Below are 20,568 nucleotides of genomic sequence, written 5' to 3'. Positions count from 1 at the left end.
AAGCCCTTCCCTCTCAGGGGTTCAGGCCGCTGACCTCAATGATCGAAATTTCTCCTGTGGCACGATCGGTGACCTTGATGCTCAAGGCCCCGGAATCGTCGATGACGTCGATGAGAAACGCATCGGTCGCCATGCTGCCGGTGTTGCCGTTGCTGATGTTGTCCAGCAACTGCGACAACATCCGCGACTCCAGCTGGTTGCTGAAGCGCTCAAGGGCCGTGGTGCCAGTAAAGGCCGAGGCACGGTCCTTGAGGTCCGGGTCGTCGTAGTCGTTCTGCGCCTGGGCGTTGTTCAGCAGCCAGGTGCCGTTCAACGGGTTGCCGCCAAAGGCCGGGTTGACCGGGGTGTACACCAGCTCGGTGGCCTGGGCAGCACAGGCGCTGGCCAGCAGGCAGGCGGCAATGCAACGTGGAATGCGGTGGTTCATAGCTCGTCCCTCTCCAAGTCGGTGGTGTCCTGTAGCAGGCGTTGCAGCTTGCGTTGAATGATCTGCTGCTTGACCAGGTCGGCGGCGGCGACGGCCTCGTCTTTGAGCTCGGTGGTATTGGGTGGCAGGAAGCGGCGGTACACCACTTCACGCTCGAACTCCACCATCACCAGGCTGCCCCAGCGGGCATCGGGGCGTTCGCGTACCACCAGGTTGAAGTCCAGACGGCTGGTGGCACGCAGGCGGTCGGCGAAGTAGTAGTAAAAGTCGTGGCCGATGTGCGAGATGGTGTTATCGACGATAAAGCCCTGCATCTCGTCTTCAGCACCCGCCCTGGCGCAGGTGGTCACCCCTGCCATCAGCAGCAGGCCCAGGCACAGCGCAGCCAGGCGCTTCATGGTGTGTCTCCCGGGCCTGCATTCGTCTGCACACCGCGTGCACTTTCGGTAAAGGCCTGCTCGGCGACGAACTGCCAGTCGCTGTAGTGCTCCATCCCCTCGAACCCGCTCCATTCGGCGCTGAAGCCACTGCGCTTGAAAGGGGTGGCGTCCGAACGGCTGTACACTCCGGTGATACGGCCATCGATCGAGCGCAGCAGGCCCCATTCGTGGCTGTTGCTGATCGGGTCAGGGTAAAGCCTGCGAATGTGCCGTTTGGCCTGCGGGTAGCGGTTGTCCTGTAGCAGGTCGGCCAGATCCTGGGGGTACTGGGCCAGCCCTGGCGAGGCGCGGTAGTAGCTGCGCAAGGCTTGGGCATACTGGCTGCCGACCCACAGCAACTGGCGTTCGCGGTCGCGCTGGGCGGCGCTCGCCCAGATCGTGCCGGTGGCCGCCAGGGCCACGCTGCTGACCGCAATCAGCAGCAGCACCCCCAGGTATGTAAAGCCGCCGTTGGCCTTACCATTCAGCGAAGAGGCTGCCATCACGCGCCCTCCCTGTGGCACCGCTCTTGATGTCGGCCACGCCGCCCGCCACACCCTCGGGCGGCGGCACCAGCTGCCAGGCATCGCTGCGCTCGGTGATCGGGTCGACCGGTGTGTTGCGCAGGTAACGTTGTTCCACCAGTTGTTCCAGCGAGTCGGGGTAGTGGCCGGTATCACCGTAGTAGTGGTCCAGCGCCTCGCGCAGCACTGCCAGGCTCTGACGCAGGGTGGCCTCGCGCGAGCTTTCCAGGCTGTTGAAGTAGCGCGGCATGGCGATGGTCATCAGCGTGGCGATGATCGCCATCACCACCAGCAGTTCGATCAGGGTGAAGCCTTTGCTGCGTTTCATGGCTGTCACCATTGCCCGTAAGGGATATTGTTCAGGCCTTTGCCGCGGGCCCTGGAATACACGTCGAACACGTCTTCGCCCTCGCGCGGGTTGTCGGGGCTGCTGTCGTAGGCGCGCAGGCCCCAGCCGCCTTCGTCTTCATCCTTTGCCGCCACCAGCGGGTCGTGCGGGATACGCCGCAGGAAGTAGAACTTGGCGCCCTTGGCACTGCGCACATCGCGCACGCCCTCTACCAGCACCTGCAGGTTCGGCGGGTAGCCACTGCTATCGACGCGCTTCTCGATGTAGCCGGCGTCGAAGGCCCGCTTGTAGGCATCGATGGCGTCGCGAATCTGGTACAGCGCCTCGCGCAGTTGCTGCTCCTTGCCGCGGCGTACCACCGTTTCGGTCAGCGGCGCGGCCATGCTGGCGAGCAAGCCGAGCAGTGCCAGGGTCAGCACCACCTCGATCAGGCTGAAGCCTTGCATGCGACGCCGGGCGCTCATGGCCGGGGGCTCCCGTTGACCGGGGCGACCGCCATCTGGCTGTCCACGACCGGTTCTTCAGTGGTCGGCGCATTACCAGGCACGTCCATCGGCGGCAGTGGCGCCATTTGGCGCACCTGCATGGCCGACTCGGTGCCCGTGGAAAACTCCATGTCCGACGGGCTCTGGTACGGCAGGTTACGCACGATGCGCGGGGTGATCGCCAGCACCAGCTCACTCTTGCTCATGTCGTCCTTGTTGCTGCCGAACAGCCGGCCAAGGCCCGGGATGTCGCCAAGGCCGGGAATCTTGTTGCCACTGGCGTTGTGGTCGTTGCGCACCAGGCCGGCCAGCACCTGGGTTTCGCCGTCGTGCAGGCGCAGGCTGGTCTGCGCGTTGCGGGTGTCGACCTGGACCGGGATGGTGCCCTGGCGGGTGGCCTCCAGCGGGGTGGCGTTGCTGACCTCCAGCGCCACCTTGATCGCCACTTCGTTGTTCAGGTGCACGGTGGGCTGCACTTCTAGCTTCAGGCCGACGTCCAGGTAGGTGACGCTCTCGGTAATGACCGGCCCTTGGGTCGACGGCACCGAGGTGGCGCTGATGATCGGTACCCGCTGGCCGATGTGGATGCGCGCTTGCTCGCGGTTGCTGACGCGGATCACCGGGCTGGCCAGGGTGTTGATGTCCTTGTCCTGGGCGTTGATCTTGGCCTGCGGCGCCGGCGCAATGCTGATGCGGCTGGAATTGATGCCCTTGAGCTGGTCGAGCACGCTGACCGGGTTGCCATCGTCGCTCAGCACGCCGAAGGTGTTGGGCCATTGCAGGCCAAGGTCGAGGATGCGCGAGGTGGCCACCTCCATCACCTCCACTTCCAGCACCACCTCGGGGTTGGACTGGTCCTGCGACTGCAGCAGCTTCTCGGCCATGCGCACCGCGTCCGACGTGTCGCGCATGGTCAGGGTGTTGAGGCGCTCGTCAACGAACACGTCGCGGGTCTTGAGCATGGTCTTGACCATGTTCAACGCGGTGTTGGCGTCGATGCTGGTCAGGTAGAACGTGCGCATGACCAGTTCCTGGTAGTCCTTGGTCTTCTGCGGCGAATCGGGGTAGACCATGACGGTGTTGTCGTTGACGATCTTCTGGCGCAGCTGGTTTTGCTCCAGCAGCAGCGCTATCGCGTCCTCGATGCGCACCTCGCGCACGAAGATGGTGGCTTTCATGTCCGGGCGCAGGTCCTTGTCGAAGATGAAATTGATGCCGGCCACCTGCGACAGCACTTCGAAGATGGTCTTCAGGTTGGCATCGCGAAACTCCAGGGTGACCGGCCGCTCCAGCTTGCTGCGCAATTGCGGGTACGGCTGCGCGGTGCGTGCCTGCACGTTTTCGATGTCGCTGCGCAGGGTCATGCCCTTCTGGTTCTGCGGGTCCAGACGCAAGACTTCGCGCATGTAGCGTTCGGCACCGAACAGGTCGCCCTGGCGCAGCGCCGCCTGGCCAAGCGCTATGCGTTCGTCCAGGGTGCGGATCAGCTCCAGCTGGCGAATGCCTTCCTGGGCGCGGCGGTTGTTCGGCTCCAGGGTGAGCACCCGGCCGTAGCCCATCCGGGCATTGGCGAAGTCATGGCGGACGCGGTCGCTGTCGGCCTGGCCAATCAGGGCCTCGACCGCCGCCTGGCGGCTGTGGGCCAGGGCGATATTCAGCTCTGTATCACGCGGATCGTCGCGCAGGGCCTCTTCCAGGCGAGCGATGCCGGCCTCGTACTGGCCCTCTTTCATCAGCTGGTCGCTGTCCTGGCGAACCGCACTGGAGCCGCAACCGGCAATGGCCACGCACAGCGCCACGAGCAGAAACGGAGCAGGCTTGCACAGCTTTGACGACTTCATGGTGCGCTCCCGACAGACAAGGTCTGCGACTGGTGCAAAGGCAGGTAGACCAGGTTCAGCTCGTTGGCCGATACCCGATCGAGGCGATAGGTGTCTTCGATCACGTCGCCTTGGCGCACGACGTAGAGTTTTTCGCCGCTCTGCAGGAAGACCTGCAGGTCGTCGCGGTCACCCATGCGGCCGATGAACTGGAAAGGCAGTTCCGGGGCCGTCGGGGCCGCGGCGACGACAGGTGCGGTCATCACGGGTTGTTCGGTGACCGTGGCCAGGGTTTTGGGTTGGGTCCATTGCTGGGTTGGGAACAGGTCGCGGGAGGCCTGTTCCGGCCCTTTCGCGGGCAAGCTCGCGCCTACAATGGACGCAGCGCTTTCTGTTGTAGGAGCGGGTTTACCCGCGAAGGCCGCGACGCCATCGTCCTGGCCAAACCAATGGTCCGGTGCCCAGGCCAGCGCCGCGCTCACGCCGAGGAAGCCGGCCCAGATGACTGCACGTTGTGTGTTCATCACGACCTCGACAGATAAAGGGTCATGCGCAGGCGGGCATTGAGCTCGCTGTCGCCGATGCGCTTGCGTTGCAGCTCAAGGTCTTCCAGCACCAGCGTCGGCAGTTGCTTGAGCAGGCCCTTGATAAAGCCGCGAATCTGCGGGTAGCTGCCGCGCACTGGCAGCACGATCTGGTAGCGGGCCAGCTGGGTCTTGGGGTCGATACCCAACGCGTATTCACCGCGGGCCAGGCTGATGCGCTCGGCGCTGGCCAGACGGTACAGACGCTCGATCAACTCGCTGGCCTGGGGCTGACCGGGCAGTTGCTGGCGCAGGCTGTCGAGGGCCTGCTGCTCGGGCTGGACCGCAATCTTCAGCTCACCCCGCTTGACACGCCCTACCTGTTCGCTGGCCTGCGCTTCGGTGACACGCAGTTCGCGTACGCTTTGCCATTGCGGCAGCACGCCGGCACACCCAACGCCAATGGCGAGCAGGCCTACGGCTACGGCAGCCAGGCCTACCGGGCCGACAACGCGCAGGCGCTCCTGGAGGATCAGGCTGCTGAACGATTCAAGGGCGCGCATGGCCGGTCTCCCAGGTGGCGGTGAGGGTGAAGCGCACCGGGTGCTCGGGCCGCGCAGCGAGTACCTCGTGGTTGAGCAGCGATACGTCGCTGAGCTCATCGCTGGCTTCCAGCCGCTGGTGGTACTGCAGCATCGCTTCGAGGTTGCGTGCCTCGGCGGCAATGCGCACCTGGCCCTTGCGCGCATCCGGCGTCAGGCCGAGCAGCGCGACGTCGTCCTGCGGCATGGCTTCAAGCATGGCGAACAGTTGCTGCCAAGGACGTTGCAGTTGCTGCGACACACTGCGCATTTGTGCCAGGCGCTCAGCCTGCTCCCGGCTGGCAGCGCTGTTCTTGGGTTGTGCGATGGCCGGGCGGCGGCCCAGTTGCAGTTCCAGGCTATGGACGTTGGCTTCCAGCGCCACTTGCTCGGTCTGCAAGCGTTGCTGCAGCAGCACCAGGCCGGCGACCATGGCGCAGGCAAGGGCGAGCAGCGACCAAACCAACGGTCCGCTGCGCCGTGGCTGGAATTCCAGGTCGAGGCGGCGCATGTCAGGCCACCGCCCGCCACATGGCGCACAGCGGGTCGGCTTCGCTGGCCGGCTGGCACAATTGCACGGCCGCCAGTTGCGGCACGTCGCAGCGGCCCGGGGCATGCAGGTACACCCGCGGCAGGTGCTCGCCGTACAGCTCACAGGTACGCTCGATCAGTGCTTGCAGGGCCTGGTCGCTGTCAGCGCAGCCTTGCGCCAGCACTTGCTGCCAGGCACCGCCGGCGGCCAGCAGCAATACACTGCGGCGCGGCTCGGCCAGCACGAACAGAAAGTCACCCTGCTCCAGCTGTGACCAGCAACGGTTGTATGCAGCCATCAGGTATGGCTGCACCGAGCGCAGGCTCAGGCGGCTCTCCCGGCCCAGTGCCTGCAGCCGCTGCAGCAAGGCTTCGGGCAGCGCCGTGGCGATGCGGGCGGCACCGGCAGGCTCCGGTGACAGCACGATGCGCCAGTCGTCTAACGGCTGCCCGTAGAGGTTTTCGAAGCAAGCGCGGGCATAGGCGTCCAGCTCGCGAGGGTGGCCGATGGCGTCACTCCAGGGCACCAGGCAGAAGCGGCTGTAACGGGCCGACAGCAGCACCCGCAACTGGGCGCCACGTACCGCATGCTCGGCCAGCAGTGCAGCAAGTGCATCGACGGCAGTTTCCCAGGCCGGTTGGGGGACGTCGCTGCCGAACGCGCGGCTGCCCAGCCATTGGTGGTGGTTCTTGTGCCAGCGACCCAGGCCGACACCCTCGGCGCCCAACACGGCGCAGTAACGGTCAGATGAATGTGACACGGTTGATCTCCTCAAGGGTGGTACGGCCATCGCGGACCAGGTCCAGGGCCGAGGCTCGCAGCAGGCGCAGGCCGCGCTGGCAGGCAAGCGTCTTGATCTGCGCCAGCGGGCGGCGCTCCACGATCATTTGCCGCAGGTCATCGTCCAGGTGCAGCAGTTCGGCAATGGCACTGCGGCCTCGGTAACCACTGCCACGGCAGTGGCCGCAGCCCTTGACGCGGACGAACGTCCAGCCGGCCACCCCCTCGCGGGTTAGGCCTGAGCCATACAGGGTGTCGTCATCGTGTTCGCAGGGCGTGGCGCAGTGCGGGCAGGCCAGGCGAATCAGGCGCTGGGCCAGTACCGCATTGAGCGCGGAAACGAAGCTGTAGGGGTCGACCTGCATCTGGCTGAAGCGGCCAATCACGTCGAACACGTTGTTGGCGTGGATGGTGGTGAACACCAGGTGGCCGGTGAGCGCCGATTGCACGGCAATCTGGGCCGTGTCGGGGTCACGGATTTCGCCGACCAGGATCTTGTCCGGGTCGTGACGCAGAATCGAGCGCAGGCCGCGGGCGAAGGTCAGGCCCTTCTTCTCGTTGACCGGGATCTGCAACACGCCGGGCAATTGATACTCGACCGGGTCCTCGATGGTGATGATCTTGTCCACACCATGGTTGATCTCGCTGATCATGGCGTACAGGGTGGTGGTCTTGCCGCTGCCTGTAGGGCCGGTGACCAGGATCATGCCGTAGGGTTCTGCCGCCAACCGGCGCAGGGCGCGCAAGGTTTCGTCGGCAAAGCCCAAGGCTTGCAGCTGCACGCCGCTGACCCGGTCGGACAAGTCCTGCTTGTCGAGCACCCGCAGCACGGCATCTTCACCGAAGATGCTAGGCATGATCGACACCCGAAAGTCGATTTGCCGGTCGCCCACGGCCACCTTGAAGCGGCCGTCCTGGGGCACGCGTTTTTCGCCGATGTCCAGCTCGGCCATGACCTTGATGCGCGAGATCACCTGGTCGGCGAAGGCGCTGCCACTGGCCTTGCCGGCACCGTTGAGCACGCCGTCGATGCGGTACTTGATGGTCAGGCCCTGGCCAGTCATGCCCAGGTGGATGTCGCTGGCGTGCAGCTTGAGGGCGTCGTACAGGGTGGAGTTGACCAGTTTGACCACGCGGCTCTGGTCTTCGCTGATACTGGCCAGCGACAGGCGTTGCAGCGGGTCGCCCTCGCTGCTGGCTTCGGCGTCGTGGTCAAGGGCATCGACTGCGTGGAAGCTTTCTTCATGACGGGCCAGGAAGGTGGCCAGGTCGGCGGCGTGGGCCAGGTAAAGCGGCGCGCCTTGCAGTACGTCGTCGATCCAGGCCAGGCGAGCGGGGTCGAAGGGGTCGGCGAACACGCCCAGCAACTGGCCGCCTTGCTCGATCAGCACACATTCGCGCTTGAGGCACTGGGCCAAGGCCAGCTTGTCGAAGCGTGGGGTGCTGGCCAGCAGGCTGTGGCTGTCGAGTACGGGGTAATGCAGGGTCAGGCCCAGGCGCCGGGTGAAGGTGTCGGGGGTGTCGCAGGCCAGGCGTTCCAGGCAGTCGAGCAGGCGCTCGTCAGTGGCTTGCAGACGGGCCTGGGCCAGGAGGTCGCGGGGGTAGGCGGAAATTTTTGCTGGGTTCTTCGCGGGCATGCCCGCTCCCACAGGTACATCACAGGTCTGTGGGCTGCATACATCCTGTGGGAGCGGGCATGCCCGCGAAGACGTCGGTGCAGGCTTTGCAGATTCCGGGGTTGCATCGAATGCTTCTGGCATGGCCTGCGACTCCGCTCAGGGGCGCGTCGCAGGCTGGCTCGGCCAGGGGTGCGGGCGCCGCTATTCCCCTGTGAGCAGTTGATCGTCGTCGGGCCCTGGTGGCTTGGCGCCGTTACGGCGGCGGTCGGCCAACACCCAGCTTCCATCGTACAACTGCAGGGGGAACGATTCGTTCCTGTTCTGGCGTCGTTCGACGAACCCTTCGGCCGGGTTGTCCGTGGCCCTGCGCCGGCGCTCGATGCCCAGCAGGTCGAAGATCGCACGCGCCAGCTCCATCAGTGGGAACGGCTTGAACAGGACGTGACTCACTCCGAGTTCGGCGGCCCGCTCACGCACCTCGACGGTGGGGTGGGCGGTGATCAGCACGAAGTGGCATTGCCTGTTCTTGCGTACAGCCTCCAGAACCTGAAAACCTTCCATGTCGGGCAGGCGGTAATCCAGCACAACTACTTGCGGTGCCAGGCTTTCAGCCTGTTCGATACCACTGGCACCGTCGTGGGCAACATGAACTTCCAGGCCTTGCGCCTGCAGATACGCTTGCAGGTTTTGCGCAAGAGTCTGTTCGTCATCGACTACCAATACTCTGTTCACCAAGGTCGACTCCCAAATACTGCCCGGTTCCCCGGTCTGCGAAGTACGCCCTTGTAGAGACTTGAGCAGGCTTCGTGCCAGGCGTGAATAGTCATGTTGCACCACTGTAAATCACTGATTTTACTAAGGTACCGGCCAGCAACTGACAGACGCTGAACAGGCACACCCAACCCGTTCCCCACAAGCGGGGAAAATGATGGCATATTGCCAAACCTTAATTCCCCAGCATTGGGGGAAGCGCCCTCAACGGCCTCAGTCGGCGATTTCCACTTTAGCGGACTCGCGCAAACGTTGGCGCACGGATTGGCGCGCCTGCGCCTCCCGCTGCCCGATGAGCGTTGCCCGAGCCAAGGCCAGGCCGTGTTCGCGTATGACCAATGGATTATCACTTTGGTTCTGCGCTCCTTGCAGTCTGTCCTGGTTGGCATCAAAAAATGCCTCCACTTCGCCCTCGCTCGGCGCGTCGACTGCGCTGAGCAGGGCGTACACTTGCTGGGCCGCCATCTCATGCCGGGTGTATTCAGTGTACTGCGCCCTGTCGAAGCCCGCCTCTGCCAGTCGCCTTTCGAATAACGCCGGGCTGCCAAATGCCGCTTCGATCTCGCCAACCTGCGCCGACACTTGCTCATCGCTGACAGCAATACCTTGGCGTTGCGCTTCCTGCCACAACAGCTCCTTGTCGATCAGCTCGTCCAACGCTTGGTCGCGCAGGCGTTTATACAGGCCTGGGTTGCGGATGCTGGTCACCGCCCTACCCTGGGCGTCCAGATACTCGCTGAAGTAGCGCTCCAGGCGCATCAACCCGATCTCGACACCATTGACCCGCGCCGCCGGCACATCGGCCCAGCTCACGCTGGTCAGCACCAGCAACAGGCACAACCACACGATCCGCATGACAACCTCCGCTCAAGGGCTGGCCGGCACTGGCCGGTAGGGGCTGACCGAAGTAAAGCGTGGCCCGGGCAGGGCCACCGCCACCACATGGGCACCTGCCATGCCCTGGCGGCGACCAGGGCCAAAGCCCAGTGCCGGGGTCAGGCCGGTGGGCACATCGTGCAGGCCTTCGAGCGCAGCAATCAGTTGCTCGCGGCTGGCATCCCGTCCAATCTGCTTCAGCGCTTCGCTCAGCAGGCGCAACGCGCATAGCGTATTGACCTGCAATGACGCCTGGCGCGGATCCAGGCCCTGGCGCTGCTGCAGCCCGGCGAGCGCAGCCAGGCCTTGCTCGGTCCAGTCCTCAGGCACGTAGGGGTAGGCCAGAAACAGCCGCTGCGACCACTGCGCCGGCAAGCGCGCCACAGCGCCGGCTACCTGACTGGAAGCAGCGAACAGGTAGGGCTCGCGGCCGGCCACCTGCAACGCCGCCGCCAACTCGGCAAAGGCCTGGGCGCGGCCAAGGAAGACGATGCCCTGCCCGTCCACCGCCTGGCCGTCGAACGCCTGGATAGCGGGTGGCGCCCAGCCCTGCTGTCGTAAACGCTCGCGCACCTGCTCGGCCAACGCGGCGTGTTCGTTACCGGCATACACCACACGTAACTCATCCGGGGCTAGGCCCAGCGCCACACGGGCGTGCTCTGCCAGGCTCAGCAATTGCTCGGGCAAGCCGGGTAGCGGGTCGAAGACCTGTGCGCTGCCGCCGCTACGCGGGGTGCTGCCGACCATCGGCACGTTCTGTGGCGCCAGCAAGGTCGTCAGGCGCTGGTCGAGCATGGGCGCCAATGGCGCGATCAGGGCGAACACCCGCTTTTGCTCGAGCAACTGTTGCAAGGCGCGTTCGGCACTGACCGGGTCGGAACCTGGGTCTAGTACGACCAGTTCCAGGCGCCGCCCGTGAATGCCGCCTTGCTGGTTGAGTTGACCCACGCCGTCTTCCAGCACGGCACGCACCACCTGCCCGGCTTCGGCCAGCGGACCGCTCGCGGGCAGCAGCGTGCCAAGGCGCAGCACGCCCTCCTCCACACCAGGGTCGCGTTCATCGGCCAAGCGTTTGAGATAGGCGGTGAGGTTGCGCTGGTCGGCCAAGGTCAGTTCGAAGCGTGGCATGGCCGGGTCGAGGCGATTGCCAGCCGGGTCGATGCCCTGCTGGATGGCCCGCGCCAGGCTGCTGTCGGTGTAGGCCGGATAGCGGCGGCCGTTGGCCTCGCGCGGGCCCTGACCGAGTGCCAGGCGTTGCCAGTCGAGGCCGGGGGGGCGCACACCGCCTTCGGCACGGCCACGGCCGTCGTTGCCATGGCAACTGGCGCAGGGCAGCACGCTGGCGGGGACTGTGATATCGCTGGCGCCGACCCGGGCTTGCAATTGAGCGTCGCTACTGGAGACGCCCTCGCGGTAAAGGCGTTTGCCTGCTTGTTCGTGGTCGGTCAGGTCCAGGGCCAGGGCTGAGGTCGAAGTTGCCATGCCAAGCACGCAGGTAAGCCATATCGCAAGCCCTGTGGGAGCGGCCTTGCGTCGCGAAAGGGCTGCGCAGCAGCCCCGGCAGTGGCAGCTCAAGCGCAGAAAGAGGGGAGCGCTGCGCGCTCCTTTCGCGACGCAAGGCCGCTCCCACAAAAGCGGATGCCACAGAGGCCAATTCCCCAGGCGGCCCATGATACTCACCGACCGGCCAGCGGCTGGGTCAACAGCTGCATGCGCTGGGCAATCGCCGCTGGCGGTGCATCCGGGCGAATCTTGCTCCAGCGTTTACCTGCAACATCACCGGCAATCAGCTGCGTCGAATGCTGCTCGGGACTCGGCAGGAACTGCCCTATACGGCCAAGCACCAGGTCGACATTGGCCTTGTCGCCGGTCAGGAACAGCCAGTTCGGCCCATCCACCCCCTGCTTGGCGGCGAACGCCTTCAGCGCCTCGGGGGTGTCGTTCAGCGGGTCACTGCTGATCGACACGAAGGTCACCTGGGCGGCCAGCGCTGGCCCCATGGCCTCGCGCACCTCGCGCAGCTTGCGGGTGATCAACGGGCAGGCATCGGTGCAATGGGTGAAGATCACGTTGAGCATCACCACCTTGTCCTTGAGCACGTCACTGTAAAAGCGCAGCTCGCGGCCATTCTGGTCCTTCAGCACGGTGTCGGTGAACCAGGTCTTGGCGTCGCGGGTACCGCCACCACTGGCCATCGCCTGCGGTGCTGGCTGCGGCTCGGGGGCTTGCGGCGCATGGCCTTCGTGGGCGAACGCCACCGACGTGAGGATCCACAGGCAGCCACCCAGTACCAGCCAGTCGAATGCCCGCATGCCAGCGCGGTGGGAGGTTGCAGTGCTCATGGTTGCACCTCGTGATGGTCGGCAATGGCGGTGCTCTTGGCATGTACCCGGCGCGCACTGAGGCGGTTGATTTCATCGATCAATACGCCCGGGTCGGTGAAGCCGTAGTAACGCGTCCAGTGCCCGCTACGCCCGTCACCCACCAGTATCAGCGGCGGGTGCTGGCTGAGGTCGGCGTTGAAGCTGCCCAGCCCCTTCAGGGTTTCGGTGATGGCGTACGGGGTACCGGTCAGCCAGCTCCAGCCCGGCCCTTTCTGGAATGCCTTGGCATAGTTTTGCAGGCGCTTGGCGTCGTCACGCTGAGGGTCGACACTGATCGACACCAGGCGAACCTCCTCGCCTACCCGGCCGCCCAGCTGCTGCTGGACCTTGCCCATGATCGACGACACCACCGGGCATACCGTGGTGCAGCTGGTGTAAATGAAGCCCATGACCACCAGATGGTCACCCACCAGGTCTTTCTCCAGGCGTACCGGCATGCCGTCCTGGTTCAGCAGCGACACATCGGCAAAACGCACACTGGTCTTTTCCTGGTGCGCCGCCGGGGGCTGCCCGGCATGGCCGTCATGCGCGTGACCGGCGTGGGCCATGGCCAGGTGGCTGGCGAATGCCAGGCTCAGGGCCAACAGTGTGCAAGCAGGCTTGGCGTTCATCGCACATTCCTCACGTCAGTCTGGGAAGCGTTGGTTGCAGCAGCCGGCAGAACGCGCAGGCTGGTGTAGTTTTCTTCGGCAAACTTGCGCCCCAACGAGGGCGACTGCACATGCAGGTACCAGGCGCCGGCCTCAGGCAAGTTCAGCGCCGCCTGGTAGACCCCCTCGCCCACCTCTTGCAACCGAAGGTTGCGCGGCATCGACGATGGCGCCAGGAAGTAGCGCAGGCTCAGGTCGTTCAGGCCCAGGCGCGGCTGCCCGTCGTCACCGACAATACGCACCCGCGCGGTGAAGTCGCTGTGCTGCGGCAGCGGCTGGTCGAGGCCGATGAACTCGGCACGCGCACCTTTGCGTTCGCCGGCACTGGCACCTGCGGCCACCTCGGTGCTGAAGCAGTGAATGATTTGCGGCTGGTTGAGCAGGAATGCAACGTCGAACTTGCCGGCGGCGGGCAGCTTCACTGTCGAGCCATACACCCCGGGGGCCACTTCGCGCAGGCTGCGATCAACGACGATGGCGGCGCGGGCCTGGTGACCGCGGTTGTTGTAGCCGGACATCGGTGCATTCATGCCTTCGGCATAGAAGTAGGTGGTGTTGTCCACCGGGTTGACCACGAACACCGAATTGTCATCACGCGATACCGACAGCCCCTGGGCCAGTGGCAGGTCACCGGCCTGGCGCGGCGCTGCCGGGCCAGCCTCGAAGCCTTGCACGATGGGCGAACGCCCCTCGCCCAGGCTGGCCAGATTGATCATGCTCACTTTCGGCGAGGCCAGGCCACGCACATAGGCATAGCCTTTGGTGAACGTCAGCTGGTACGGTTCGGCCGCCACCGGGATGTGGTGGATCAGCTTGTCGGTACTGGCGTCGATGACCAGTGCCTGGTTCTCAAGGGTATTGAGCACGATGCCGTAGCGGCCATCATGGCTGAAGCGCATCGGCCCCAGGCCCTGTTCAGCCTGGACCGTGTGGCGCAACTGATGGCTGCGGGCATCGAACACCCGTACGCTGCCCTCCTCGCCATCGACCACGTACACGGCCTGGGACAGCGCCGAATAGCTGACCGACAGCGGGTGCGGGCCCACCTTGATGGTCTTGGCCAGGCGCATTTCCGGGATGTCGATGACGCTCAGGGTGCCGCTGTCGCGATTGCTGACGTAGGCATAGCGCGAGTCGGCGCTGAAGGCGATTTCGTGGTGCCCGGTACCGGTGTTGAAGTGCTTCATGGCGCTGCGCCCCGGCACGTCGATCACTGTTACCCCACCTTTGGCCGGGTCGCTGCTGTTGTTGCCAACCCACAGCCGATGCTGGTCCGGCTGCAGGGCCACGCGCAGCGGCTGGTCGCCGGCGTCCAGGTCGGCCACGCGGGTGAAGGTTTCGGTATCGATCACCGAGACCTTGCCCCGCTCGGGTATCGACACGAAAACCTGCTTGTCGTCGCTGGTGGCCGCCCAGTCCATGGGCCGCCCTGGCAGCTCGATGCGCGCCATGGTGCTGGTCACGCCCCCCACCGACACCGTCGGGTCGATCACTGTCAGGCTGGCGTCATTGTTCAGCATCAGCAAGAAGTAGCTGTTCAGGTCGAGCAGCGGCCGGGCCCCGATGCTGCTCTTGAGAAACAGCGCGACCCGCGCCTTGCAGCTCTGCTCGCGGTCCCCGGCCGGTGCCGACTGCGCCGGGTCGATCCACGCCCCCGGGGCCATACCCGACAGCGGTTGGCCACTGGTCTGGTCGCTGAGCTTGAAGCGGATGTTGGCGAAGCCGCCCTCCTTCAGTTCGCCGCCGGCCAATGGCCGGGCCTCGAACTCCACGTTCACGCCGTCCCGGCTGAGCCGGTGCAAGGCCTGCGAGCCACCCCGTTCCTGCAACAGCTCGCGCGGGTCGCACCATAGCTTTTCGTACGCCACGCCCAGGCCGATCAGCGCTACCCCCAGCACTACCCCCAAGTAAGCAGGGCGAGTCTTTTTGTTCATGCTCGCGTTCCCCTTCCGTCACTGCGCCGGGGCCGTTGCCGGCGGCGCTTCGTTGGTCACCCGCAAGATCCCCCACAGCCCCGAGAGGTTGCCGTAGGCGGCGTAGTCGCGGAACAGGTAGTCACCCGCCACCGCGTTGGCACCGCCGGCACTCGGCAGCATGAAGCTGAAGTGAGCCGCTGGCAGTACGCTTTCCTGCGCACCGATGTACATGGCCATCGGGTTGTAGCCAAAGCGCACCGAACCGATACCAGGCAGGCTAATCGGGTAACCGTCCGCATCGCTCTTCTCGGCCTGGTAGTTGTGCAGTGGCCATACGTGCCCGTCCAGCTGGTAGACCATGCCGCGGCTGCCACCACTGGGCATCACGATATGGTTGCGCACCGGTTGGCCAGGCTTGGCGTACAGCACCGGGGTTTGCGGGTCACCACCAACCAGGGCGTTGGCGTAGGCCATGTGGGCGTTGGGTACATCACCAAAGCCCAGGCCATTGGCGCGGCCGAATGGCGAGTCGGGCGCCATGCCGAAGCGCAGCCACAACGGTTCGGTCTTGTAGTTGACCGCCATGTTGCCGTTGTCTTGCGGATCACCGGCAGCGCCGTTGCCTTCGGTATTGATGCCTTCTACCGGACGACCATCGGCCCAGCGCATGTTCAGTGCGCGCTGCCACACCGTGACGAAGTCGCGGTAGTCCGGCTGGCCGCTGACCTTCACCGTGGCCTGGGTACGGGTAGCAGTATCCTCGGTCCAGGTGGCGCTTTGCGGCAGGATGCTCATGGCGCCCACCAGGCCTTTTTGCGGCTGCTTGATGAAGTCTGACGGGGTCAGGTTGAGGCCGCCGAACTCGATAGGCGTGGTGTTTATGTTGTCCACTGTGCGGCCCAGCTGCGACACCGGTTTGCCTTCACGCTCCAGGTGGCCGGCGTAGTACTGGTACTCCTTGGTCGGGTAAGCGCCGCTGGTGCCGGCACGTGGTGGCACGGTCTGCACCGGGTTCAGGCCAACGTTGGCACCGTCTGACTTGGTGATGTCGTAGGCCAGCAGTTGCGCATGCAGGCCCACGTGGCTGGACGGCCGCATCAGGTTGTTGGCAAAGGCGGTGGAGCCTTCGCTGTCGAAGCGGTCACGCTTGACCACGTTGTGCATCACTGCAGTGCTCGGCAGGTCGGGCATCACCAGTGGCAAGCGGTTCTCCAGGGTGATGCTGATGCAGTCGCCGGCATTGGCGCGCAGTACCAGCGGCTCTACCGGGACACCCGCCTTGAGCTTGCCGGTGGTGGCATCAAGGTCAGCCTTGCGCACGTACAGGATCGCGGTCGGGTCATGCAGCGGCGCACTGTGGCCACCGATGGTGAAAGGCTCCCCATCTTCGGGGTCTACCCCACTCACCAGCGGGATGGCGGTTCTACGGCTGTTGAACACCAGGGTGCCGCCGTTGGCCTTGAGCGCGCCACCCACATGCTGGCCGATGCCCGCCGGGTCATTGATGCTGACGCCATTACGGTTTTCGAGGATGTCGTTGGCCAGCGCCGCGACGATCTCGTAGTTGCGCTTGACCGTGGTGCGGGTGCCGATGCCGTTAGGGTTGGCCGTGGTTTTCGGGCAGATGCCGTTGAAGTTCACGGTGTTGCGCATGGCCACCGGCTGCGGGTTGTTGGGCAGCGGGAACAGGTCTGCACGCTGCGCGGTGTAGTTGCGCATGATGCCCCAGATACCGTTCCAGTAGCCTTCAAGGGCGGCGTCCAGCGAGTACAGGTAGTCGCCGTTGGTGGCTGCCGAACTGGAGATCATCGACACCGGCGCCATGAAGCCCAACTGCTCGGAGATGCCGATCATTTGCGACGACTTCCAGCCCGAGTTTGAGCTGCTACCGAAGCCAGAACCGTTCTGCAGCCATTTCACGCCGTGCAGGGTGACGTTATGCTCCTCTTCATGGCCACCGGCGTGCATGCGCAGGCGTACGTTGTCGCCGGAATAGGTACGCAGCAACGGGGTGAACGGGTCGCCCGGCTCGGCGCCAGCCGTGTTGATATGCGGCGGGAACAGCGTAGTGCCGCCGGTAGGGCCGACTGCCGAGGTGATCGCCGATGGCGACAGGTTCATCGCCGGGATGGCGCGGTCGGTACGGGTTTGCAGGGCATAGCTGAGGTCGCCGGCCAGGCCGTCGGCCTGCATGCCACGCTTGCCGTCCGGGCCGACCTTGTTCGGGTCATACACGCGCAGGGCCAGCGGCTCGTTGCGGTAGTTGACGACGAACATCCCCGGGTCATCCACCGAGATCGCCTGCGGGCATGGCCGGCTTGGGCAGCCCGGGTTGAGACCGCCGCGTTTCTCGACGATGGCTTCGAGCAGGTTCGACGCCTTGCCGCGCACGGGCGGGTTGATGGCGTAACGGAAGCTGTCGGCAGTGGCCGGGTACGACTGGGCATTGGGAATGCCGTCCGGCCCTGCGCCTACGTACACCCCAGCTTCATAGGCATGCTGGAAGTCACTGTACTCCAGGAAGAACTCGCGGTAGCTGTCGTTCTTGCCGTCGCCATCGTGGTCGCCGGTCTTGATCACCGCCTGCCACGAGGTCGGGCCGCCGTCCTGGCGCGTGGCCGGGTTGTACAGCTGCTCGCCGGTTTCGGCGTGGTACCAGGTGGAACCGGCCGGTTCGGCCAGCACGGTGGCATACAGGCCCAGTTGCTGGTGGGTCGATGGGCCAAGGTGGTCATGGGTGAAGATGGTACCCAGGCCACGGTCGACGTTATGCACGTTCACCAGCGGGTCAGCGAACCAGCGCTGCATGGCTGTACGCGCGCCCAGCCAGTCGGCGCGACCAAAGCGCCCGAAGTACGGGTGCTGTCTGGCTTTCGGGCAGGCAGCGGTGCCATCGCGGCTATCCCCATCAGTGCAACCGTTGTAAGTCCGAATGGCCTGTACGCGCTCGACCACGCTACCGGGCGAGAGAATGCCATCTTCATAGTTCCAGCCGTTGGCCGAACCGTCGGCAGCGGTCAGGTCCCACTTGGGCAGGTGGATGTGCTGGCCGATCACGTCGGTTGGGGTGCGCACCTGGTAATCGTCCATCTCATAGACGTTCGGGATCAGGTTGGTGTGCTGGTACATCGCGCAGTCGAAGGTGTTCATACGCATCACCAGCGGCTCTGGCGGGCGCTGCTTGGTAATGACCGGCCAGGCGTCTTCCCACAGGGCAATGATGCGTGCCTGAGGGAAGTGGTAGCCCACTTTGTTGTACACCGCGTCGAACTGGATGTTGGCCCCTTTGTAGATGCGTGGGCGGTCGGCAGTGAAGGCCGAGGCGCCACGGAAGTTCACGCCCGTCAGGCTCTCTCCACTGTTGAACTCCCCAACCCCGGAAGACTGGGTCAGGCGTTTTCCACGGTCATCCATGCAGGGCTCGTAGAACGGCGCACCCGCAGTCGGCAAGGCGCCGTTGGTGCGGAACGCGCTGGCCACTGGCTGGCTGCCGGGGATCAATGCATAGCTGGGGTGTTCACCCATGGCGTGGAACTGCATGGCTGCCTGCTCGACATCGGTGCCCTCTTCCGGCAGGTAGATGGGCTTGGCCTTGTGCACGACCTTGGTGAAGTCCAGTTTGGTGGTGGTGGTATCCGCTACGCCACCGGCGGAGACGCCGTCCAGTGCATGGCGGCCAAGGCCGCCGTCCCAGCCATCGACCTGGTTCGCATCCAGGTTGGCCCACAGGGCTTTACCACTGTCTTTCAGTTGCCGGGCCAGGGCCGGGTCGAGCATGTCCAGGGGCGGGGTTGGCGGGCGGTTGCCCACGCTGCTTTCCATGCCACCGATCCAGAACGGGTAGCCTGGGTTTTTCAGCGTACCGTCGGCATTGCGGTTGGCCTCGGTGCGGTCAACCAGCGCCAGCGAGCCCACGGCCTTGCGCACGGGCGCCTCACTGGCGTGGTCGTCATCATCCTCGTCTTCGTGGTCATCATCGTTGGCGGCAACCAATGCTTCGGAAAGCTTGGGCACGACCACGACTTTGCCGGGCATGGGCGCCATGGCCTTGCCGGGCAACGGCACGATGGCCGGAATCGGCGTACCGGCAACGATCTCGCCATCGGGCAGGGCCCGGGCGCCAACGGCCGGCTTACCGCTACGCAGGGCAAACGGGATACTGTGGAAGCCATTCTCGCCCTGCCCGCTTACCTCCAGGCGCGTGCCTTCTTCGAACACGTCATGTACCCGCCACATGGCCCACATGCCCTGGGCGAAGTGCGGGTAGAAGTGACAGTGGTAAATGGCATCGCCGGCAACGCGGTTGCGGTTGCCCGAACCACCGTTGGCGATTTCGTAGGTGTAGCCGACGCCGGCGCCGATGCCTTGGGCATCGATGTAGTCGGAGTTGTCGTCATTGGGGTTGAACAGCCACTGGTGGCCGTGCAAGTGGAAGATGTGCTGCTCGTGCCCGTTGTGGGTGTTGCGGAACTTGGTGAAGTCACCGATATAGCTGTGGTGCACATTGGCAGGCTCTGAAGGGTAAAGAGCCATGCTGGCCTTGACCCCGACGGCGCTGGCCGGTGGCACCTCGCCCGGGCGGATGTGTTCCAGGCCGACGTTGGCCGGTACATCCACCAGGGTGCCTATGTCGCCGACTGTGTGGGCGCTGAGGAAGAACTCTTCATAAGCACACGACAGGCAGTCGTGCATCGGGCCCACCCCCAAGCGGTTGGCCACCACTTCGGCACCCATGCCACCAGAGCCGTAATTGATCATGAACGAATCGCGCGCCGGCTCCAGCACGTGGCCCATCACAGGGTCGGCCCAGTAGCCAGGGAAGGCCTGGGTACCGGCAACCTCGTCGGCGAACTGCGAGGCGAAATCACGGAACGCTTCCAGTCGGTTGGGCAGCGCCGGGTTGCGTTTGCCCGCGCTTTCCAGCGGGTAAGTGGATTTTGGGAAGCTGCCGTCGGGGTTGGGGCCCATGACGATGGCATCGGTTTCGCTGCTGATGATCTCGTTGCCGTTGACCATGGCAATGATCGGTTTGCCGGCCTTGCCTTCGGCGATCCACGGTTCGACCTGCGGATAACGGGCTTCGTAGTCGATCACGGGCTGGCCGGTGGCGGTTCGCCCCGTGGTGGCCAGGCGCATTTCTTCTTCAGTGAGGGTGTTGCGGTAGGTACGGCCCAGTTTGGGCACGACCACCACCTGGCCGAACAGGCCGTTGGAGACGTTGCCCGCCGTGCCCTCGCCGCCGAACGTAGCGGCTTTGCTGGTGGCGGCGAAGGCCCCTTCGCGCTCGGCATACAGGGTGTAGCTGCGGGTGCTGCCGGGGCTGACGAAGAAGTTGCCGTTACGCCCGGTATAGGCGGAAATATCGGCAATGCTGTTCACCGCCTGCATCCCGTTGACCTGGAAGCCGACCATGCGCTCGGCCACCTGCTCGTCGGCGACAAAGCCCTCGCCGCCTTCGTTTTCAACCTCCGGCCCCTCTTCCTCACCCTCAGGCTGTTCAGCCTCGATACCGTGCTTGTTGGGGTTCGCCTTGTAATCCAGCAGGTTGGTCAGGTTGACCGTGAGGCAGTCACCGGCCGCCACGCGCAGCACGATAGGCCGCGGGCGCTTGTCCGGGCGCAGGGTGACCTTGCCCGGTACCGCGGCCCCGCCCATGCTCAGCGGGACGAGCTTGTCGTCCACCACATCCTCGCGCAGGGCAAACATCATGCCGTTGGCGTTTTGCGCGCCAAGGCGGTTGAACATCAGTGGCTGGTCCAGTGCCACCACGTTGGCGACCAGGGTGCGCTGGCACTGCACAGCCGCCTCGCTGGTTGCTTCCCAGCCAAGCAAGGCCAGTACAAGTGATGACAGGATGGGGCCTTTGAGCGGCGTCGACATGCTGCACCTCCGGGACACAGGATCTCTGCGG

General features: G+C 64.9%; 18 protein-coding genes. All 18 read right to left on the bottom strand.

The genetic code is table 11. The features are described 5' to 3' along the window. Positions 1–13: 13 nt before the first annotated feature. The 18 genes from LU682_RS12650 to mnxG all read right to left on the bottom strand — a co-directional run bounded on the left by LU682_RS12650 (position 14) and on the right by mnxG (position 20,537). On the bottom strand, positions 14–427 hold the full coding sequence (locus tag LU682_RS12650) for a curli assembly protein CsgF (RefSeq protein WP_003247970.1): 414 nt from the start codon (positions 425–427) through the stop codon (positions 14–16). Further along, positions 424–825, bottom strand: coding sequence for a curli production assembly/transport protein CsgE (csgE, locus tag LU682_RS12645; protein ID WP_060489804.1), 402 nt, complete (start codon positions 823–825; stop codon positions 424–426). The genes LU682_RS12650 and csgE overlap by 4 nt, the downstream gene beginning before the upstream one ends. Then, positions 822–1,349: a type II secretion system protein gene (locus LU682_RS12640; protein WP_020191115.1), complete on the bottom strand. Its 528-nt coding sequence runs from the start codon at positions 1,347–1,349 to the stop codon at positions 822–824. The genes csgE and LU682_RS12640 overlap by 4 nt, the downstream gene beginning before the upstream one ends. After that, on the bottom strand, positions 1,324–1,698 hold the full coding sequence (locus LU682_RS12635; protein WP_003247965.1) for a type II secretion system protein: 375 nt from the start codon (positions 1,696–1,698) through the stop codon (positions 1,324–1,326). The genes LU682_RS12640 and LU682_RS12635 overlap by 26 nt, the downstream gene beginning before the upstream one ends. Positions 1,699–1,703: 5 nt before the next feature. Continuing rightward, a complete protein-coding gene (locus tag LU682_RS12630; RefSeq protein ID WP_010954340.1) occupies positions 1,704–2,183 on the bottom strand; it encodes a type II secretion system protein in 480 nt (159 codons plus the stop codon). Then, positions 2,180–4,045 carry a secretin GspD/PilQ domain-containing protein gene (locus tag LU682_RS12625; protein WP_010954341.1) on the bottom strand — a complete coding sequence of 622 codons (1,866 nt, stop codon included), beginning with the start codon at positions 4,043–4,045 and terminating at the stop codon, positions 2,180–2,182. The genes LU682_RS12630 and LU682_RS12625 overlap by 4 nt, the downstream gene beginning before the upstream one ends. Beyond that, a complete protein-coding gene (locus LU682_RS12620; RefSeq protein ID WP_049587706.1) occupies positions 4,042–4,548 on the bottom strand; it encodes a hypothetical protein in 507 nt (168 codons plus the stop codon). The genes LU682_RS12625 and LU682_RS12620 overlap by 4 nt, the downstream gene beginning before the upstream one ends. Then, the gene (locus LU682_RS12615) at positions 4,548–5,111 is read right to left on the bottom strand and encodes a GspMb/PilO family protein (protein WP_010954343.1); all 564 of its coding nucleotides are present in this window, start codon (positions 5,109–5,111) and stop codon (positions 4,548–4,550) included. Before LU682_RS12615 ends, LU682_RS12620 begins: the two co-directional genes overlap by 1 nt. Further along, positions 5,098–5,640, bottom strand: coding sequence for a pilus protein (locus tag LU682_RS12610; protein WP_010954344.1), 543 nt, complete (start codon positions 5,638–5,640; stop codon positions 5,098–5,100). The genes LU682_RS12615 and LU682_RS12610 overlap by 14 nt, the downstream gene beginning before the upstream one ends. Position 5,641: 1 nt before the next feature. Next, on the bottom strand, positions 5,642–6,421 hold the full coding sequence (locus LU682_RS12605; protein WP_049587708.1) for a hypothetical protein: 780 nt from the start codon (positions 6,419–6,421) through the stop codon (positions 5,642–5,644). Next, entirely contained in the window at positions 6,405–8,078 is a 1,674-nt protein-coding gene (locus LU682_RS12600) for a GspE/PulE family protein (RefSeq protein WP_049587710.1), read from the bottom strand. The genes LU682_RS12605 and LU682_RS12600 overlap by 17 nt, the downstream gene beginning before the upstream one ends. A 183-nt stretch (positions 8,079–8,261) precedes the next feature. After that, a complete protein-coding gene (locus LU682_RS12595) occupies positions 8,262–8,795 on the bottom strand; it encodes a response regulator (RefSeq protein ID WP_019437656.1) in 534 nt (177 codons plus the stop codon). A 249-nt stretch (positions 8,796–9,044) separates the two neighbouring features. Then, entirely contained in the window at positions 9,045–9,686 is a 642-nt protein-coding gene (locus LU682_RS12590) for a SurA N-terminal domain-containing protein (protein WP_010954348.1), read from the bottom strand. Positions 9,687–9,698: 12 nt separating this feature from the next. Next, complete coding sequence (locus LU682_RS12585) at positions 9,699–11,189, bottom strand: cytochrome c/ABC transporter substrate-binding protein (RefSeq protein WP_061405662.1); 1,491 nt, start codon at positions 11,187–11,189, stop codon at positions 9,699–9,701. A 194-nt stretch (positions 11,190–11,383) separates the two neighbouring features. Beyond that, complete coding sequence (locus LU682_RS12580; protein ID WP_010954350.1) at positions 11,384–12,049, bottom strand: SCO family protein; 666 nt, start codon at positions 12,047–12,049, stop codon at positions 11,384–11,386. Then, positions 12,046–12,702, bottom strand: coding sequence for an SCO family protein (locus LU682_RS12575; RefSeq protein WP_010954351.1), 657 nt, complete (start codon positions 12,700–12,702; stop codon positions 12,046–12,048). The genes LU682_RS12580 and LU682_RS12575 overlap by 4 nt, the downstream gene beginning before the upstream one ends. Then, positions 12,699–14,675, bottom strand: a complete 1,977-nt coding sequence (locus tag LU682_RS12570) for a cytochrome D1 domain-containing protein (RefSeq protein ID WP_049587715.1) — start codon at positions 14,673–14,675, stop codon at positions 12,699–12,701. Before LU682_RS12570 ends, LU682_RS12575 begins: the two co-directional genes overlap by 4 nt. Positions 14,676–14,693: 18 nt before the next feature. Next, positions 14,694–20,537 (bottom strand): manganese-oxidizing multicopper oxidase MnxG, encoded by a 5,844-nt coding sequence (gene mnxG, locus LU682_RS12565; RefSeq protein WP_049587717.1) that lies wholly within the window; start codon positions 20,535–20,537, stop codon positions 14,694–14,696. Between the last annotated feature and the right edge of the window lie 31 nt (positions 20,538–20,568).

Source organism: Pseudomonas alloputida, assembly GCF_021283545.2.
Lineage (GTDB): Bacteria > Pseudomonadota > Gammaproteobacteria > Pseudomonadales > Pseudomonadaceae > Aquipseudomonas > Aquipseudomonas alloputida.
This window is presented reverse-complemented; position numbering and strand designations above follow the sequence as displayed.

Excerpts from the sequence above, each read along its gene's own strand:
- mnxG (WP_049587717.1), bottom strand. The coding sequence starts at position 20,537 with ATGTCGACGCCGCTCAAAGGCCCCATCCTGTCATCACTTGTACTGGCC.
- LU682_RS12585 (WP_061405662.1), bottom strand. The coding sequence starts at position 11,189 with ATGGCAACTTCGACCTCAGCCCTGGCCCTGGACCTGACCGACCACGAA.
- LU682_RS12580 (WP_010954350.1), bottom strand. The coding sequence starts at position 12,049 with ATGAGCACTGCAACCTCCCACCGCGCTGGCATGCGGGCATTCGACTGG.
- LU682_RS12600 (WP_049587710.1), bottom strand. The coding sequence starts at position 8,078 with ATGCCCGCGAAGAACCCAGCAAAAATTTCCGCCTACCCCCGCGACCTC.
- LU682_RS12630 (WP_010954340.1), bottom strand. The coding sequence starts at position 2,183 with ATGAGCGCCCGGCGTCGCATGCAAGGCTTCAGCCTGATCGAGGTGGTG.
- LU682_RS12610 (WP_010954344.1), bottom strand. The coding sequence starts at position 5,640 with ATGCGCCGCCTCGACCTGGAATTCCAGCCACGGCGCAGCGGACCGTTG.
- LU682_RS12625 (WP_010954341.1), bottom strand. The coding sequence starts at position 4,045 with ATGAAGTCGTCAAAGCTGTGCAAGCCTGCTCCGTTTCTGCTCGTGGCG.
- LU682_RS12575 (WP_010954351.1), bottom strand. The coding sequence starts at position 12,702 with ATGAACGCCAAGCCTGCTTGCACACTGTTGGCCCTGAGCCTGGCATTC.
- LU682_RS12635 (WP_003247965.1), bottom strand. The coding sequence starts at position 1,698 with ATGAAACGCAGCAAAGGCTTCACCCTGATCGAACTGCTGGTGGTGATG.
- LU682_RS12570 (WP_049587715.1), bottom strand. The coding sequence starts at position 14,675 with ATGAACAAAAAGACTCGCCCTGCTTACTTGGGGGTAGTGCTGGGGGTA.
- LU682_RS12620 (WP_049587706.1), bottom strand. The coding sequence starts at position 4,548 with ATGAACACACAACGTGCAGTCATCTGGGCCGGCTTCCTCGGCGTGAGC.
- LU682_RS12650 (WP_003247970.1), bottom strand. The coding sequence starts at position 427 with ATGAACCACCGCATTCCACGTTGCATTGCCGCCTGCCTGCTGGCCAGC.
- LU682_RS12615 (WP_010954343.1), bottom strand. The coding sequence starts at position 5,111 with ATGCGCGCCCTTGAATCGTTCAGCAGCCTGATCCTCCAGGAGCGCCTG.
- LU682_RS12590 (WP_010954348.1), bottom strand. The coding sequence starts at position 9,686 with ATGCGGATCGTGTGGTTGTGCCTGTTGCTGGTGCTGACCAGCGTGAGC.
- csgE (WP_060489804.1), bottom strand. The coding sequence starts at position 825 with ATGAAGCGCCTGGCTGCGCTGTGCCTGGGCCTGCTGCTGATGGCAGGG.
- LU682_RS12640 (WP_020191115.1), bottom strand. The coding sequence starts at position 1,349 with ATGGCAGCCTCTTCGCTGAATGGTAAGGCCAACGGCGGCTTTACATAC.